General features: G+C 67.6%; 14 protein-coding genes. 1 reads left to right on the top strand and 13 read right to left on the bottom strand.

Annotation, left to right across the window (positions count from 1 at the left end):
• Positions 1-35 precede the first annotated feature (35 nt).
• The 10 genes from VK92_RS32745 to VK92_RS32790 form a co-directional block, all read right to left on the bottom strand.
• Positions 36-1,226 carry a benzoate/H(+) symporter BenE family transporter gene (locus VK92_RS32745; protein ID WP_048021618.1) on the bottom strand — a complete coding sequence of 397 codons (1,191 nt, stop codon included), beginning with the start codon at positions 1,224-1,226 and terminating at the stop codon, positions 36-38.
• 39 nt (positions 1,227-1,265) lie between these two features.
• Positions 1,266-2,897, bottom strand: coding sequence for a glutamate--cysteine ligase (gene gshA / locus VK92_RS32750; RefSeq protein ID WP_021156687.1), 1,632 nt, complete (start codon positions 2,895-2,897; stop codon positions 1,266-1,268).
• A gap of 66 nt (positions 2,898-2,963) precedes the next feature.
• Complete coding sequence (locus VK92_RS32755) at positions 2,964-4,280, bottom strand: LLM class flavin-dependent oxidoreductase (protein WP_021156686.1); 1,317 nt, start codon at positions 4,278-4,280, stop codon at positions 2,964-2,966.
• A gap of 68 nt (positions 4,281-4,348) precedes the next feature.
• Positions 4,349-5,539 (bottom strand): cystathionine beta-lyase, encoded by a 1,191-nt coding sequence (metC, locus tag VK92_RS32760; RefSeq protein WP_021156685.1) that lies wholly within the window; start codon positions 5,537-5,539, stop codon positions 4,349-4,351.
• 2 nt (positions 5,540-5,541) lie between these two features.
• Positions 5,542-7,383 carry a dihydroxy-acid dehydratase gene (ilvD, locus tag VK92_RS32765; RefSeq protein ID WP_021156684.1) on the bottom strand — a complete coding sequence of 614 codons (1,842 nt, stop codon included), beginning with the start codon at positions 7,381-7,383 and terminating at the stop codon, positions 5,542-5,544.
• 50 nt (positions 7,384-7,433) lie between these two features.
• A complete protein-coding gene (locus tag VK92_RS32770) occupies positions 7,434-8,504 on the bottom strand; it encodes a DUF6421 family protein (RefSeq protein WP_224052039.1) in 1,071 nt (356 codons plus the stop codon).
• Positions 8,505-8,530: 26 nt separating this feature from the next.
• Positions 8,531-9,055, bottom strand: a complete 525-nt coding sequence (locus VK92_RS32775; RefSeq protein ID WP_048021615.1) for a flavin reductase — start codon at positions 9,053-9,055, stop codon at positions 8,531-8,533.
• Between the two features lie 37 nt (positions 9,056-9,092).
• Positions 9,093-10,397 (bottom strand): MFS transporter, encoded by a 1,305-nt coding sequence (locus VK92_RS32780; protein WP_048021613.1) that lies wholly within the window; start codon positions 10,395-10,397, stop codon positions 9,093-9,095.
• Between the two features lie 467 nt (positions 10,398-10,864).
• On the bottom strand, positions 10,865-11,380 hold the full coding sequence (locus VK92_RS32785; RefSeq protein ID WP_021156679.1) for a gamma-glutamylcyclotransferase family protein: 516 nt from the start codon (positions 11,378-11,380) through the stop codon (positions 10,865-10,867).
• The gene (locus VK92_RS32790) at positions 11,377-11,685 is read right to left on the bottom strand and encodes an acyl carrier protein (RefSeq protein ID WP_051392129.1); all 309 of its coding nucleotides are present in this window, start codon (positions 11,683-11,685) and stop codon (positions 11,377-11,379) included. Before VK92_RS32790 ends, VK92_RS32785 begins: the two co-directional genes overlap by 4 nt.
• Positions 11,686-11,854: 169 nt before the next feature.
• Between VK92_RS32790 and VK92_RS32795 the strand changes: the two genes are divergently transcribed.
• Positions 11,855-12,490, top strand: coding sequence for a glutathione S-transferase family protein (locus tag VK92_RS32795; protein WP_048021612.1), 636 nt, complete (start codon positions 11,855-11,857; stop codon positions 12,488-12,490).
• A 444-nt stretch (positions 12,491-12,934) separates the two neighbouring features.
• Here VK92_RS32795 and VK92_RS42150 read toward each other — a convergent pair whose 3' ends face one another.
• From VK92_RS42150 to VK92_RS32805, 3 genes are all read right to left on the bottom strand, one after another.
• Positions 12,935-13,342 carry a hypothetical protein gene (locus tag VK92_RS42150; protein WP_131723346.1) on the bottom strand — a complete coding sequence of 136 codons (408 nt, stop codon included), beginning with the start codon at positions 13,340-13,342 and terminating at the stop codon, positions 12,935-12,937.
• A gap of 141 nt (positions 13,343-13,483) precedes the next feature.
• A complete protein-coding gene (locus VK92_RS32800; RefSeq protein ID WP_048021611.1) occupies positions 13,484-13,894 on the bottom strand; it encodes a GNAT family N-acetyltransferase in 411 nt (136 codons plus the stop codon).
• Between the two features lie 178 nt (positions 13,895-14,072).
• Complete coding sequence (locus tag VK92_RS32805) at positions 14,073-15,200, bottom strand: aminotransferase class V-fold PLP-dependent enzyme (protein ID WP_048021610.1); 1,128 nt, start codon at positions 15,198-15,200, stop codon at positions 14,073-14,075.
• Positions 15,201-15,510: the final 310 nt, after the last annotated feature.

The following is a 15,510-nucleotide window of genomic DNA, read 5'->3' on the forward strand; positions in this document are numbered from 1 at the left end:
TGGCAGAACTGCGGGGGCCGCGTCGTCGCGCGGCATCACCGGCCCTTCTCGCGACGCAGCACGAACGTCAGCCCGATGCCGGTCAGCAGGCCCCAGAACGCGCCGCCGATGCCGAGAAACGCATGGCCCGCCATCGTCACGAGGAAGGTCAGGATCGCGGCCTCGCGCGCGTCCTTGTCGGTGAATGCGTTGAGCAGCGCGCCGCCGAGGGCGTTCATCAGCGCGAGGCCGGCAACCGCTTCGATGATGATCGGCGGCGCGACCGCGATGAACAGCGTCGCGGCGCTCGCCGCGAACCCGTACACGATGTACGCGGCACCGCAGACGATGCCGGCCCAGTAGCGCCGCGATTCGTCGGGGCCGGCCTCCTCGCCGGCGCACAGCGCGGCGGTGATCGCGGCCAGCCCGATCGGCGGTGCGCCGAAAGGCGCCGCGAGCAGGCTGCACAGCCCCGTGGCCGTGAACAGCCGCGACGCCTCGGGCCGATAGCCGTTGACGTTGAGCACCGCGACGCCCGGGATGTTCTGCGACGCCATCGTCACGATGAAGAGCGGCACCGCGACGCTCACCATCGTCGATGCCGAGAACACGGGCCCGACGAGCGCGAGGTGCGGCAACATCCCGGTCGCGCCGACGCCACCCGTCTTCGCGATGAACGCGATCACGACCAGCGTCGCGACCGCGGCGCACGGCACCGCGAGAATCTTGCGAACCCGCATCATCACGACCCACACGAGCAGGACCGGCGCGACGTACAGCGGATACTGCTCGAGTGCGTGCACCGGGGCGACGCAGAGGTTCAGGATGATCCCCGCGAGCATCGCGTTGGCGATCGGCAGCGGAATCCTCGAGATCGCGCGGCCGAGCGGCTTCCACAGCCCGGCCAGCGTGAGCAGCACGCCGGTCAGCACGAGCGCGCCGACCGCGGCCGGATAGCCGCCCTTCACGGCGCCCAGGCCGAGCAGCAGCGCGGCGCCGGGCGTCGACCACGCAGCGCTGACGGGCATCCGGGTCCGGTAGCTGAGCACGATGCCGGCCAGCCCCATCACGATCGAGACGGCCATCAGGCCGGACGCGGCTTGCGCGCGCGTTGCACCGACGTTCATGAGCGCATTCACGATCAGCGTGAACGTCGATGCAAAACCGACGAACGACGCCAGCGCGCCCGCGCCAGCCGCCCGCGCCGAGAACCCGCGATCGGTCTTCATTTCCGCGATACTGCTCATCTGTCCTCCGTGAGATGGATTCGATACGGCGACGCCGTATCAGTGCGCACCATGTGTCGGCTCGCCGCACTCCTGGTTCAGCGTTCCCGCGTGATACGCGGCGAGAAACGCGTCGAAGTTGCCGATCTGCGTTCGCTCCAGGTCGGCCTGCCGGCTCAGCGATTCGGCCGCGATCGCGTCGAAACGCGCCTGCACGTCGGCCGGCAGCGGACGCGCGCGGAACGCCCCGGTATGCGCGAGCGTCTGCCGCATCCCGAACGCGAAGCACGCGCCGCCCGGATCGTCGCGCAGCGTGTGCAGTGCATCGAGTACGCGCGCCGACGGCGTCGCCCGCGGATCGTCGAGCTTCGCGTATTGCGCGTCGAGCGCGGCGGTCGTGCGTGTGTCGCCGCGCTGCAGATCCAGCACGCCGGCCGCCTCGTTGATTCGCGCGAGCAGTTCGTGCGCCCACACGCGCAACGCGACGCGCTCGCCGCCACGCTGCAACTCGAGCCCCGGGCGCCGACCTTCCCGCGCGACCGCCGCGAAGTTGCGCCGGCACGCGTCCTGCTCGGCACCGGCGAGGCACGGGCTGTCGTCGAGCGCGCAGAACAGCAGGAACGCGTCGACAAAGCGCAGCGTCGTCTCGGCGACGCCGTGCGGCGCGAACGGATCGATGTCGAGACAACGCACCTCGACGTATTCGACGCCGCGGCTGCGCAGCGCGTCGAGCGGCCGCTCGCCGCTGCGCACCGTGCGCTTCGGGCGGATCGACGAATAGAACTCGTTCTCCATCTGCAGCAAGTGCGTGCTGAGCTGCAGCCATTCTCCGTCGCGCTTCGCGCCGATCGCCTGGTACTCGGGGCACGGCTGCGCGACGGCTCGCGCGAGGCCGTCCAGGTACGCAGGCAGGTTGTCGAGGCAGGGCGCGAACGCCCCCTGCACCCGGTTCTGGTAGCCGAGGTCGCTCATCCGCAAGCTCGTCGCGTGCGGCAGGTACAGCGTCTGCGCATCGAACGCGTCGAGCCCGTGCCGGTCGCCGGCGACGAAACCCGCGCACAGCGCCGGCGACGCGCCGAACAGATACAGCAGCAGCCAGCCGTAGCGATGGAAATTGCGGATCAGGGCGAGATAGCCTGCCGAGCGCATGTCGCGCGCGTCGCGGCCGGCCGGCTCGCATCCGTCGCGCACGTCGCGCAGCAGCGGCCACACGGCATCGGCGAGCGAATAGTTGTAGTGGATCCCGGCGATGCACTGCATCGCCTTGCCGTAGCGGAACGCCAGCCCGCGCCGGTACACGTGCTTCAGGATGCCGATGTTCGACGTGCCGTACCACGCGATCGGAATGCGCCGGTCGTCGTCGAGCGGGCACGGCATCGACTGACTCCACAGCAGCTCGTCGCCGATCGCGCGGCACGCAAAGCGGTGCAGCTCGTCGAGCCGCTCGATCACGTCGGCCGCGTCGTGCTGCGGCGGCGTGACGAACTCGAGCAGCGGCTCCGCGTAGTCGGTCGTGATCGACGGGTGCGTGAGCGCCGCGCCGAGCGCGTGCGGGTGTTGCGTCAGCGCGAGCCGGCCGGCGGCATCGACGCGCAGCGTCTCGCGCTCGACGCCGCATAACCCGTCGCCGAGCAGCGGCAGGTGCGCAGCGTCGCTCAGCACGCCGAGCCGGCGGCGGTACGGCGTCGTCATCCATGTGGATCGGGGTGAATCGTGGGTCATTGCGGTCTCCCGGAACGAAATCTGGCGACGCGCCGCTCAGTCGAGCGGGCTCTTCGGCCGCGGCAGGCCGATGTGTTCGCGCAGCGTCGTGCCTTCGTAGCGGGTGCGAAACAGCCCGCGCCGCTGCAGTTCCGGCACCACCATCGTCACGAAGTCGTCGTAGCCGTCAGGCACCGTATAGAACACGACGATGAAACCGTCGCACGCCTCCGTCATCAGCCACTCCTCCATCTGGTCGGCGATCTCGGACGCGGTGCCGACCATCTCGCCGGTGCCGGATTCGGCCGCCCGCTTCGCCAGCTCGCGCACCGTCAATCCCTCGCGGCGCGCGAGCGCCGCCCATTCGCGCTGGTTGCCCTGCCCCTGTTCCGTGTGCGGCAGCTCCGGCAACGGCTTGTCGGGATCGAACTTCGAGCAGTCGACGCCGAGCCGGATCGACAGGTTCGGGATGTTGCTGTCCACGTGGACGAGATCGTCCATGTAGCGCTTCTTCGCGAGCGCCTCCGCGCGCGTGCGGCCGACATACACCTGGTTGGCGGGCAGGATCTTCACGTGATCGGGGTTGCGCCCGGCCGCGACCGCGCGCGACTTCACGTCGCGGTAGAACGCACGGCCCGTCTCGATGCTGCGCGCGTTGCCGAACACCAGGTCGGCCGAACGCGCGGCCATGTCGCGCGCTTCCTCCGACGCACCGGCGAGCGCGATCACCGGCCAGCCCTGCACGGGCCGCGCGATGTTCAGCGGCCCCTTGACCGAGAAGAACTTGCCCTTGTGGTTGAGCGGCCGGATCTTGTCGAGATCCGAGAACACCCCCGCCTCCTTGTCCATCACGAGCGCGTGATCGGACCAGCCGTCCCACAGCCCCGTCACGACGTCGAAGAACTCCTCGGCGCGCTCGTAGCGTTCGGCGTGGCGCAGCGCGGTCTCGAGACCGAAGTTGAGCGCGGCCTCCGGGTTCACCGTCGTGACGATGTTCCAGCCCGCGCGGCCGCCGCTCAGGTGGTCGAGCGACGCGAAGCGGCGCGCAAGCAGGTACGGATCCTCGTAGCTCGTCGTGCCGGTCGCGATCAGGCCGATGCGGTCGGTGCATGCGGCGATCGCCGACAGCATCACGAGCGGGTCGTACGACGTGATCGTGCCGCTGCGCTTGAGCGCATTCGGCGGCATCGGCATCACCGCGAGGTGGTCGGCGGTGAAGACCGCGTCGAAGCACGCGTGCTCGAGCTTCTGCGCGAGCGACCGGATCACCGGCCAGTTGAAGTTCGCGAGCGTCGGCGCGCTCGGGTGCCGCCACCACGCCGTGTGCAGGCAGATGGGGCGCATGAATCCACCCAGGCAGAGTTGCTTCGTCATACGGGGTTCCTCGTCATTGGAATGCGGCGCGAAACGTGCGGGCCGCGCGCGTGCTGCCCGTGTCGGCGTCAGCGCGCGGCGTTGAAGCGGGCGAAGCCGGTCTCGAGGTCGCCGATCAGGTCGTCGGCGTTTTCGAGCCCGATGTGAAAGCGCACGCACGGGCCGCCCGGGTCCCAGTGCGACGCGGTGCGGTACGCACTGCAGTCGAACGGCATCGCGAGGCTTTCATAGCCGCCCCATGAATAACCGAGCCCGAAATACGCGAGCCCCTCGAGCAGCGCGGCGACGGCCTGCGCGGGCGCCGGGCGCAGCACGACGGAGAACAGCCCCGTCGCGCCGCCGAAGTCGCGCACCCACAGCGCATGGCCGGGATCGTCCTCGAGCGCCGGATGGCACACGCGCCGCACTTCCGGACGCGCGGCGAGCCAGCGTGCGACACGCAGCGCGTTCGCCTGGTGCTGGCGAAGCCGCACGCCGAGCGTCCGGATGCCGCGCAGCGTGAGAAACGCGTCGTCCGAGCCGACGCACTGCCCCGTGTCGCGCTGATACTGTTCGAGCGCCGGCAGCGCGCGCGCGGACGCCGACACCATGCCGATCATCACGTCCGCATGACCGGCCAGGTACTTGGTGCCGGCCTGGATCACGAGATCGGCGCCGTGCGCGAACGCGTCGAAGAACAGCGGCGTCGCCCACGTGTTGTCGAACAGCACCACGAGCCCGCGGTCGCGCGCGAGCGCGGCGAACGCCGGCACGTCGCACAGCTCCATGCTCTGCGACGCAGGCGCTTCGAGATACAGCGCACGCGTGTTCGGCCGGATCAGCGCGGCGAGCGCGTCAACCGACGCGAGCGGATCGAAGTAGGTCGTCTCGATGCCCGCGCGCCGCAGCACGCCGTCGCACAGCTGGCGCGCGGGCTTGTACACCGCATCCGTCATCAGCAGATGGTCGCCGGCCGACAGGCACGACGACAGCGCGGTCGTGATCGCGGCAAGCCCCGACGGGCACAGCACGACACCCGCGCCGTGATCGAGCGCGCGCACCGCGTCCTGCAGCGCGGCCGTGGTCGGCGTGCCGCGCCGGCCGTACACGTACGGCTGCGTGTAGCCGAGCAGGTCGGCCACGCTCGGCGCGAGCACCGTCGAGCCGCGATACACCGGCGGGTTGACGAAGCCGTGATGCGCGGCCGGCGCGCGGCCGCCCGTGACGAGCACGGTGTCGACCTGCGCATCGGCCGCCGGATGGTTCGGGGCGGGCCGCACGGTCAGCCCTTCACGATCCGCACGGCGCCGCGCGCCGCGCTCGTCGTCATCGCCGCGTATGCGCGCAGCGCGCCCGACACGCGGCGCTGCCGCTTCTCGGGCTGCCACGCACGCGCGCCGCGCTCCTCCATCGCCGCGCGGCGCCGCCGCAGTTCGTCGTCGGACACGAGGACGTTGATCGAGCGGTTCGGGATGTCGATCTCGATCGCGTCGCCGTTCTCGAGCAGCCCGATCTCGCCGCCCTCCGCCGCCTCGGGCGACACGTGCCCGATCGACAGCCCCGATGAGCCGCCGGAGAAACGACCGTCGGTAATCAGCGCGCACTGCTTCGCGAGCCCCTTCGATTTCAGGTAGCTGGTCGGATAGAGCATCTCCTGCATGCCCGGGCCGCCCCGCGGCCCCTCGTAGCGGACGATCACGATGTCGCCCGGGCCGACCGCACCGCCGAGGATGCCTTCGACCGCCTCCTCCTGCCCTTCGAACACGCGCGCGGTGCCGGTGAATTTCAGCATCCCGCCGTCGACGCCCGCGGTCTTCACGATGCAGCCGTCGCGCGCGATGTTGCCGAACAGCACCGCGAGCCCGCCGTCGCGCGAGAACGCGTGTTCGGCATCGCGGATGCAGCCGTTCGCGCGGTCGAGATCGAGTTCGTCGTAGCGGTTGTCCTGGCTGAACGCGACGTGCGTGCGCACGCCGCCGGGCGCCGCGCGATAGAAGCGCGACACCGAGTCGACGCGGTTGCGCATCACGTCCCAGCGCGCCAGCACGTGCGCGACGCTCGGCGCATGAACGGTCGGCAGCGTCGTGTTCAGCAGCCCCGCGCGATCGAGTTCACCCATGATCCCGATCACGCCGCCGGCCCGGTGCACGTCCTCCATGTGGACGTCCTGCACCGACGGCGCGACCTTGCACAGCACCGGCACGCGGCGCGACAGCCGGTCGATGTCGGCCATCGTGAAGTGCACCTCGCCTTCGTGCGCGGCGGCGAGCAGGTGCAATACCGTATTGGTCGAGCCGCCCATCGCGATGTCGAGCGTCATCGCATTCTCGAACGCATCGCGCGTCGCGATCGAGCGCGGCAGCACGCTCGCGTCGTCCTGCTCGTAGTAGCGGCGCGCGAGATCGACGATCGTGCGCCCGGCCTCGATGAACAGGCGCTTGCGCTCGGCATGCGTCGCCAGCACCGAGCCGTTGCCGGGCAGCGCGAGCCCGAGCGCCTCGGCGAGGCAGTTCATCGAGTTCGCGGTAAACATCCCGGAACACGAGCCGCAGGTGGGGCACGCGACGTTCTCGACCGCGCGCACCTCGTCGTCCGTCACCTGGGAGTCGGCCGCCACCACCATTGCGTCGATCAGGTCGAACGCGCGGCGCTTGCCGCGGAACGTCAGCTTGCCGGATTCCATCGGGCCGCCCGACACGAAGACCACCGGGATGTTCAGGCGCATCGCGGCCATCAGCATCCCCGGCGTGATCTTGTCGCAGTTCGAGATGCAGACCATCGCGTCCGCGCAGTGCGCGTTGACCATGTACTCGACGCTGTCGGCGATCAGCTCGCGCGACGGCAGGCTGTACAGCATGCCGTCGTGGCCCATCGCGATGCCGTCGTCGATCGCGATCGTGTTGAACTCCTTCGCGACCGCGCCGGCCGCTTCGATCTCGCGCGCGACCAGCTGGCCGAGATCCTTCAGGTGCACGTGACCGGGCACGAACTGCGTGAACGAATTGACGACCGCGATGATCGGCTTGTCGAAATCGGCGTCGGTCATCCCGGTGGCGCGCCACAGGCTGCGCGCGCCCGCCATGTTGCGGCCGTGCGTGGAAGTGCGTGAACGATAGGTGGGCATCGTGATCCTCGGTTGATTCGTTGCGAAATGGGGCGGGCGGCGGGTTTCCGTCAATGCGGCCTGCCGGCCGCGCCCCAGTTGTTGTCGTTCTTCGCGAGCGTCGGCAGCACGAACGACAGGATCTTTCTCCGGTCGAGATCGGACGACACGCTGAGCTTGTATTCGAGCGCCGTCAGCTTGATCACGATGGACCTGAGCGCCTGGGTCAGGCGTTCGTAGCCCCCTTCGAAATAGAGTGAACCGCCACGCTGCGCGATCACGCCGTGACGGGACAGGTAATGAAACAGCGCGACCGACGAGCGCGCGTCGTAGTTGTCGAGCGGCGGCGCCTGCAGCGGGTAGCGGATCAGGCGCTCGGCCAGGATGTACTGGATCGAGGCGCGCAGCACGCGGTCGTCCGAGCGCAGCCGGAACAGCGCGAGGATCGACAGGATGTCGACCCGCAACTCCTCCGCGCCCGCACCGTTGCGCGTGCTCTTCGCATCGAGGTACTCCGGGATCGGCAGGAAGCCCGTGCGATGGTGGTACTCGTGTAGGTGGACCCAGATCGCGCTCGCCTGCGTCAGCAGCTCGTCGTCCGCCGAGAGCAGATCCGGGAACGCGGTGGGCGACCAGTTCGCTTCGATTGCCGGGCGCGTATGGCGCTTGAAGCGCTCGACGAACTTGTCGATGAAGTAGTACGCCTTGTGATACGCGCGCAGGTCGGCGTCGATGAAGTTCTCGCCGAATACCGCGACCGCGAGCGGATTGAGAAAGCCGTCCGTGCACATGCGGATCTGCACCGGCAACGCGTTGCCGTCCGGCGCGATCGCGAGCACGCTCGGCGGAATCGGCACGGGCGCGATCGCGGCCGCCTCGAGGAACGCGTCGGCGTTGTAGGGCACGTCGAAGAACCCGAGGATGAAGCTCGGGTCCACCGAGTACGTGAGATCGAGCAGGCGCCCCGATGCGAGGCAGCGGTTCTCGAGCGCCACGAGCAGCGCTCGCACATGCGGGTTGTCGGCATAGTCGCCGAGATGCGCACGTGCGCACTGCGCGATGCGCGCGACGTCGGTGCGAAAACCGCCGGCGAGGATCTCGCCGCGGCAGCGGTTGGTGGCTAGTACGATTTCGCGTTTCATGTCGGTCATCCTGTCGGCACGCGTCGTCACACGACGCGGAACTCCCGCTGCAGATAGACGAGCGTGTCGTCGTCGGGCGCCGCACAGTGCAGCGCCACGACTTCGCCGACCAGCAGCTCGTGCGTCGCCGCGCTCATCGACGCGACGAGCCGGCAGTCGAGCGCGATGCGCGCGCTCGCCAGCACCGGCGCGCGCGTCGCGAGCTCGCCCCATTCGCCCACCGTGAAGCGCGCATCACGCGCATGCGCGGTCCGGCCCGCGAACACGTCGGCGAGAAACCGGTCGGCGGCGCCGAGCGTGTTCACGCAGAACACCTCGTTCGCGATCAGCCGCTGCGCCGATACGCTGCCGCGATTGACGGACACGAGCACCGTCGGCGGCGCATCGGACACCGACAGCACGGCGGTCGCCGTCATGCCGCAGCGCCCGGCAGGTCCGTCGCTCGTGAGTACGTGAACGGCCGACGCCACGCGGCACATCGCGTCGCGAAAGCGCTGCGGCGAGGCGCCCATCGACTGGTCGGGGAACAGTGCGGGTTCGTTGTGGATCATGTCCTGTCTCCGTGCATGGGGGAAAAGCCGCGCATCGCTACCGGTTCACCAGCGCCTTCGGCAGCGACAGCGCGAGCAGTCCGCCCAGCGCCATGCAGCCGGCCATCATGTAGAGGCCCGCGTCGTTCGATGCGGTCAGTTGCTTGAGCAGCCCCATCAGGTAAGGGCCGAGGAAGCCTGCGAGATTGCCGACGGAATTGATCATCGCGATCCCGGCGGCGGCCGCGGTGCCGCCGAGGAACGCGGTCGGCAGGCTCCAGAACAGCGGGATCGCGGTGAGGATGCCCATCGTCGCGAGCGTCAGCGCCGCGATCGCAAGCCCCGTCTGATGCGCCCAGCCGACCGCGAGCACGAGCCCCACCGTGCCCATCGCACCGGGCACCGCGAGGTGCCAGCGGCGTTCGCGAAGGCGATCCGAGCTGCGTGCGATCGCGATCATCGCGACCACCGCAAGCGCATACGGCACCGTCGACAGCAGCCCGATCGTCAGCGGATCGGCCACGCCCGTTGCATGGATGAGCGTCGGCAGCCAGAAGCCGACGCCGTACAGGCCGATCACGAACGAGAAGTAGATCGCGCACATCAGCCACACGCGCGGATTCGCGAGCACCGCGCCGAGCGACAGGTGGGACTTGACCGCGTCCTCGGCATTCACGTTGCGTTCGAGCAGCGCGCGCTCCTCGTCGCTCAGCCACTTCGCCTGCGCGATCCGGTCGTCGAGCAGCGCGTAGACGAGCAAACCCGCGACGATCGACGGCAGCCCTTCGAGCAGATACAGCCACTGCCAGCCGTGCCACCCGTTGATGCCGTCGAATGCTTTCAGGATGTAGCCGGAAATCGGGCCGCCGACGACGCCCGACAGCGCAACGGCCGTCATGAACACCGTCGTGATCCGCCCGCGCCGATGGGCCGGATACCAGTAGGTCAGGTACAGGATCACGCCCGGAAAGAAACCGGCCTCGGCGGCGCCGAGCACGAACCGCATCGCGTAGAACGCCGTCGGCGTCGTGACGAACATCGTCAGCGCGGACACCGCGCCCCACGTCACCATGATTCGCGCGATCCAGACGCGTGCGCCGATGCGGTGGAGGATCAGGTTGCTCGGCACCTCGAAGATGAAATAGCCGAAGAAGAAGATGCCGGCGCCGAGCCCGTAGGCCGCGTCGGACAGCCCGAGATCGCCGGCCATCTGCAGCTTCGCGAAGCCCACGTTCACGCGGTCGAGATACGACACCAGGTAACAGAACAGCAGCAACGGCATCAGCCGCCACGCGACCTTGCGATAGGCGGCGTCTTCCGACACCCCCGCTGCGGGCAATACGGTCGATACGAGCGTCTCCATGATTTTTTTCCTTGTTTGCGATCGATTGTCATTCGTTGCGCACGGCGCCTTGCACGCGTCGCCCGACGGCGGCACCCGCGCTCCGGCGCACGAGGCGGCGAGCCGTCCTCCTGCGGTCGGTGCGTTCTCGCATGCGGGGTGCCGCGTGCCGCACACCTGTGTGCGGCACGCCGGGCGGGTGTCGATCCGGCTCGCGGGCGCGGATCAGGTGCGCATCGGCCTCGCGAGGTTCGTTCGTGGCGTTGCCGCGGATCCGGGGGCTCGTTGTACGTCGTTGTGCCCGGGCGCTGCGTCGCAGGCAACGCGCAAGATGCGCATGACGCGCGGATGGTCGAAAGCCTGGTTCATGTTCAACCTTTTGCTCACATGCCCGCTTAGGGCGCCTTTAAAACGCTCGTCGACGTTCGAAGTCGCGAACGCACCGCTGGATCGGGCGCTCTTGTGGAGCGCACGATGCCTTGATTCCGTCATGCCGCACGCGGCGGCCGATCGCGCAGCCCCGCCATGTACGCGACCGTGCGCTCGCGATACGCCGCCGACACGCCCGCGTCGGCGAGCCCGCGAACCAGCAGGTCGCGGTAGCGCGCGCTCGGCGCGGCGTCGCAATCGAGCGTGACCGCACCGCGATACGTCAGCGCATGTACGCGCCGCCCGCCGGCCGCCAGCACTTCGACCGCGTAGCGGACGTAGCGGCCGAGATGCACGCCTTCGCGACGCTCGAGCGCGTCGAGCATGCGCATCGGCAACCGATACAGCGCGCCCTCGACGATCGCACCGGCAGCCGGCTCGATGTTCGCGCAGCAGACCGGCTCGTTGAGCGACGCGTAATTGAACGCGAGGCGATGGCCGTCAAGCCGCGCCGCGCCCGCGAAGTACGTCGCCGCGTCGCAGCCGAGCGACGTCGACAGGCTCGCGAGGTTCATGCACGAGCCGTATGCGAAATACGTGAACGACTCGTCACGAAGCAGGTCGTCCGGCGTCATCGCGACGCGCTCGCGGCATGCGGCGTGCCGAGCACGTAGTGGTCGTAGATCGCCGCGACCGACGCGATCGAGTCGAGCACGAAGTCGCCGATCGGGATGTCGATCCTGAGCGTCTGCTCGATGAACAGCACAAAGTGCACGAGCGACAGCGAGTCGAGCAGGTTGGCGTCGAGCAGGTTCGTCTGCGCGGTCACGCGCGCCGGCGCGCCCGGGTCGATCCCGGCCAGAAACGTCTTCACGCTGTCGATCAATTCGTCGAGGCTCATCATCCGCATCACGATCACGCTCCAGAAACGCACGTTCATCCCGGCCCGCGCGCATCGCACTGGCCGGCTTCGTCTTCACCGAACCGCAAGATCCTTCACATCGTCCTTCGCTTTTGACTTTCGATCGGGCGTCATGCACCATGCGACGCGTCGACACGACAAACCCGGTCAGCATCTCCACCAGAGATAAATAGGAGACTTAATCAATATGACAACTCATACGCTGTTCTACTGCCCCGGCCATCTTTCGTTTGCACCGCACGTCATCCTGCGCGAGCTGGGCGAACCATTCGAACTCGCACTCGTCTCGATCAAGGACGGTGCGACGCAGAGCGCCGAATTCCGGCAGCTCAACCCGAAAGGCAAGGTGCCCGTGCTGCACACCGGCGACGACGTGCTGACGGAGTCGTCGGCGATCCTGCTTTATCTCGCGCTGCGCTTTCCGCAGGCGCGGCTCGTGCCCGATACCCCGATGGGCCTCGCACGTGCCGTCGAGTGGATGAACTGGCTGGCGTCAGTGTTGCCCGGAACGGTCGCGCTCAACTTCCATCCGTCGCGTTTCAGCGAGGACCCGGCTGCGCACGACGGCATTCGCGCGAAAGGCCGCGCGGGCATCCTCGCTGCGTATGCGCAGATCGACGAACGGCTCGCGGCGCGCGACTGGGCGCTCGGCGAGCACTACTCGATCGTCGATCCGATGCTGCTGATATTTTTCAAATGGGGGAACATGCTGAAGCTCGACATGCGCGGGTTCGAACATTGGGCCGCGCATACGGAGCGCATGCTCCGCCGCCCTGCCGTCGCGACCGCGTTGTCGGTCGAACAGATCTCGATCTGGGCGTAGCGGCGAAGCCGGGTCGGGTTTGCGCCCGATCCGGAATGCCGCCCGCGTCCGTCGCGTCTCCTTCATCTTCTCAGGTCCTTTTCGCCGCTTTTCTTTGTCTGTTGCGCCGATCCTGCATACGCGCGCGCACAGGCGTCGCGCACGCCGCGGATCGTCCAGGCCGCGACTCCGGGAACAGGAGCCACGACCGCAATCGCATATGACGTTCTCTGCTTGTGCGGCGCTACACCGCTCAGCTCATTTTCTGCGATCGCATCGAATGCGTGAACAATGCAACATCCATTTCGTGACGTCCAATATATTTTTCGTCTTCCACTAAGTCGCCACGCATATTAATCAGCGATTGGCCGGCGAGTCCGATATTGCCAATCCTTGCGAATTGATTGCAACGGATGGAGCGGGATTAGCGTGCATTGCCGGGGCAAAATTGGCTTCAACTGGCGATCAACCCCGAGCGGGGTCGATATAGCACGTCAGCAACGCAATCCAGCTTCCGGATTTCGTTGAGTGCATTCGCGGAATGCTTCGGCTGCCGACGTCGTGCCGACTTGTTCCGACTTGTTCCGCCCAGGTCGTTGTTAGCGCAACGAAAGCTACGATGACCGTGCGGAACAGCGGCCCGTCGCTCGCGAACGACAAAGTCGAGCCCGGCTGCGTATTGCTGGGTATTGCTGGATATCGCCGGGTATTGCCGAACGCACGGCGCCAGCTGACCTGTGGCCTATTCGGATCGCCGATGCCGACGCGGCGGCGCAGGTGCGCCGTGCCGCCGAACAAAAGGAAATTGACCGGCTCGCCATCGGCAGCAAACGCGTCGCCGCCTGGGGCCGTGAGCATGACAACGAAAAGCACGCGCGCTTAGTGAAAAAGCGTGTCGACAAACTCGATGAAGACCGGACCGTCGCCACGATGAGCTGCGGTGAGCGCGCACATCTGCTGTCTCCGGCACTGTCGACGGCCAGCGATCACCCGCGACGATCGGCCTCCCGCGCGCTACGCAATCCGCAGGAACATCCCCGCCTTCTCCGGCAGCGACGACGGCTGAAAACCATACCGTTCGTAGAACTTCGGTGTGCCGTGATCGGCCATCAGGCTGACATACGCGGTCGGCGGCGCATTCTCGTGAACGTAGCCCATCAGCGCCCGCATGATCAGGTCACCTACGCCTTTCTTCTGGTGAGCGGGCAACACCGCGATGTCCACGATCTCGAAGAAGCAGCCGCCGTCGCCGATGACCCTGCCGATTCCGACCGGCGCGTCGTCGCAGTAAGCCACGACGCTGAAGAGCCCGTTCTTCAACCCGATCGTCGCGGCCTGTTCCGACTTCCTGCTCAACCCTGCGGCGAGACGAATGTCGATGTAGGTGGATACCGGCGGAACTTCGTGTCGAACGATGTAAGCCATGCGAGCCTTTCAGGTAAGCCGTACAGGCGGATGGACCGGCCCCGCCGCGGATTAGTCCGTCGAACCCGGAGCCCGGGCGCGCGCATCGAACGAGACCATGAAAACGAATGGGGCGAGGCGGCAGGCCGCGGGTACAACGCCCCACCGCCCACGGCCTCGCCCAGGTCCGCAAAGCGGCTTAGAGAATCCGCTCCAGCGCGTCGGCAAACCGCGCAACCGCACCGTCGACATCATGCAGCTTGTCCAAACCGAACAACCCCAGACGGAAGGTCTTGAAATCCTCCGGCTCGTCGCATTGCAGCGGCACGCCGGCCGCGATCTGCAAGCCCACGTCGGCGAACTTCTTCCCCGATCGAATCCCGTCGTCGTCCGTGTAGCTGACCACGACACCCGGCGCCTCGAAACCTTCAGCCGCCACGCTCCGGAAACCCTTGTCGGCCAGCAGCGCGCGAATGCGCTTGCCGAGCTCGAGCTGCTCCGCCTTCACCTTGTCGAACCCGTACGCCTCGGTTTCCTTCATCACGTCGCGCAGCGTCGTGAGGCTGTCCGTGGGCATCGTCGCGTGGTACGCGAACCCGCCGCCCTCGTAGGCTTCCATGATCTGCAGCCACTTGCGGAGATCGCACGCGAAGCTGGTGCTGGTCGCGCCGTCGATGCGCTCGCGGGCGAGCGGGCTCAGCATGACCATCGCGCAGCACGGCGACGCGCTCCAGCCCTTCTGCGGCGCGCTGATCAGGATGTCGACGCCGCTCGCCTGCATGTCGACCCACACCGTGCCGGACGCGATGCAATCCAGCACGAACATGCCGCCGACCGCATGCACGGCGTCGGCCACCGCGCGCAGATACGCATCGGGCAGCATCATCCCGGACGCGGTCTCGACATGCGGCGCAAAGACCAGATCCGGCTTGTGTTCCTTGATCGCGGCGACCACTTCGTCGAGCGGGGCCGGCGCATACGCGGCCTGCCGCCCCGCTTCGACCGGGCGCGCCTTCAGCACCGTCGTTTCGGACGGAATGCTGCCCATGTCGAAAATCTGCGACCAGCGGAAGCTGAACCAGCCGTTGCGGATGACCAGGCACTTCTTGTTCGTTGCAAACTGCCGCGCGACGGCTTCCATGCCGAACGTCCCGCTGCCCGGAACGATCACGACCGACTTCGCGTTGTAGACTTTTTTCAGGGTGCCGGAGATGTCGCGCATGACGCCCTGAAAGCGCTGCGACATATGGTTGACCGAGCGATCGGTGTACACCACCGAATATTCGAGGAGCCCCTCGCGGTCAACATCGGGAAGTAAACCTGGCATGCTCGCCTCCGGTGAAAAATGAACGGTGAATTCCGGGCAAGCAGTGTCCGCGACGCGATACCGCCCTGCCCCAATGCAATTGCGCTGTTTCCTCGACGAAAGCAGATTCTAACGAACGCCGCCCGCCGCTTGGGGCATATTTTGGCGGCTGGCCGACGCAGGCCCGGCATGACGCACCGCAACGCGGCTGCCGTGGCGCCCGGTTCAATCTCCTGCCCCGTGGCCGCCCGCGCCGGCCGGTGCGGCGCACGAAGCCCTGTTCGACGTATGGATAAACGCCACTTCCGGCGCATGCCGCCTACCATGTCGG

This window comes from Burkholderia sp. LK4 (assembly GCF_001043615.1).
Lineage (GTDB): Bacteria > Pseudomonadota > Gammaproteobacteria > Burkholderiales > Burkholderiaceae > Burkholderia > Burkholderia cepacia.

Coding starts and splice junctions, on each gene's coding strand:
- VK92_RS32745 (WP_048021618.1), bottom strand. CDS start 1,226: ATGAGCAGTATCGCGGAAATGAAGACCGATCGCGGGTTCTCGGCGCGG.
- gshA (WP_021156687.1), bottom strand. CDS start 2,897: ATGACGACGCCGTACCGCCGCCGGCTCGGCGTGCTGAGCGACGCTGCG.
- VK92_RS32755 (WP_021156686.1), bottom strand. CDS start 4,280: ATGACGAAGCAACTCTGCCTGGGTGGATTCATGCGCCCCATCTGCCTG.
- ilvD (WP_021156684.1), bottom strand. CDS start 7,383: ATGCCCACCTATCGTTCACGCACTTCCACGCACGGCCGCAACATGGCG.
- VK92_RS32770 (WP_224052039.1), bottom strand. CDS start 8,504: ATGAAACGCGAAATCGTACTAGCCACCAACCGCTGCCGCGGCGAGATC.
- VK92_RS32775 (WP_048021615.1), bottom strand. CDS start 9,055: ATGATCCACAACGAACCCGCACTGTTCCCCGACCAGTCGATGGGCGCC.
- VK92_RS32780 (WP_048021613.1), bottom strand. CDS start 10,397: ATGGAGACGCTCGTATCGACCGTATTGCCCGCAGCGGGGGTGTCGGAA.
- VK92_RS32785 (WP_021156679.1), bottom strand. CDS start 11,380: ATGACGCCGGACGACCTGCTTCGTGACGAGTCGTTCACGTATTTCGCA.
- VK92_RS32790 (WP_051392129.1), bottom strand. CDS start 11,685: ATGAACGTGCGTTTCTGGAGCGTGATCGTGATGCGGATGATGAGCCTC.
- VK92_RS32795 (WP_048021612.1), top strand. CDS start 11,855: ATGACAACTCATACGCTGTTCTACTGCCCCGGCCATCTTTCGTTTGCA.
- VK92_RS32800 (WP_048021611.1), bottom strand. CDS start 13,894: ATGGCTTACATCGTTCGACACGAAGTTCCGCCGGTATCCACCTACATC.
- VK92_RS32805 (WP_048021610.1), bottom strand. CDS start 15,200: ATGCCAGGTTTACTTCCCGATGTTGACCGCGAGGGGCTCCTCGAATAT.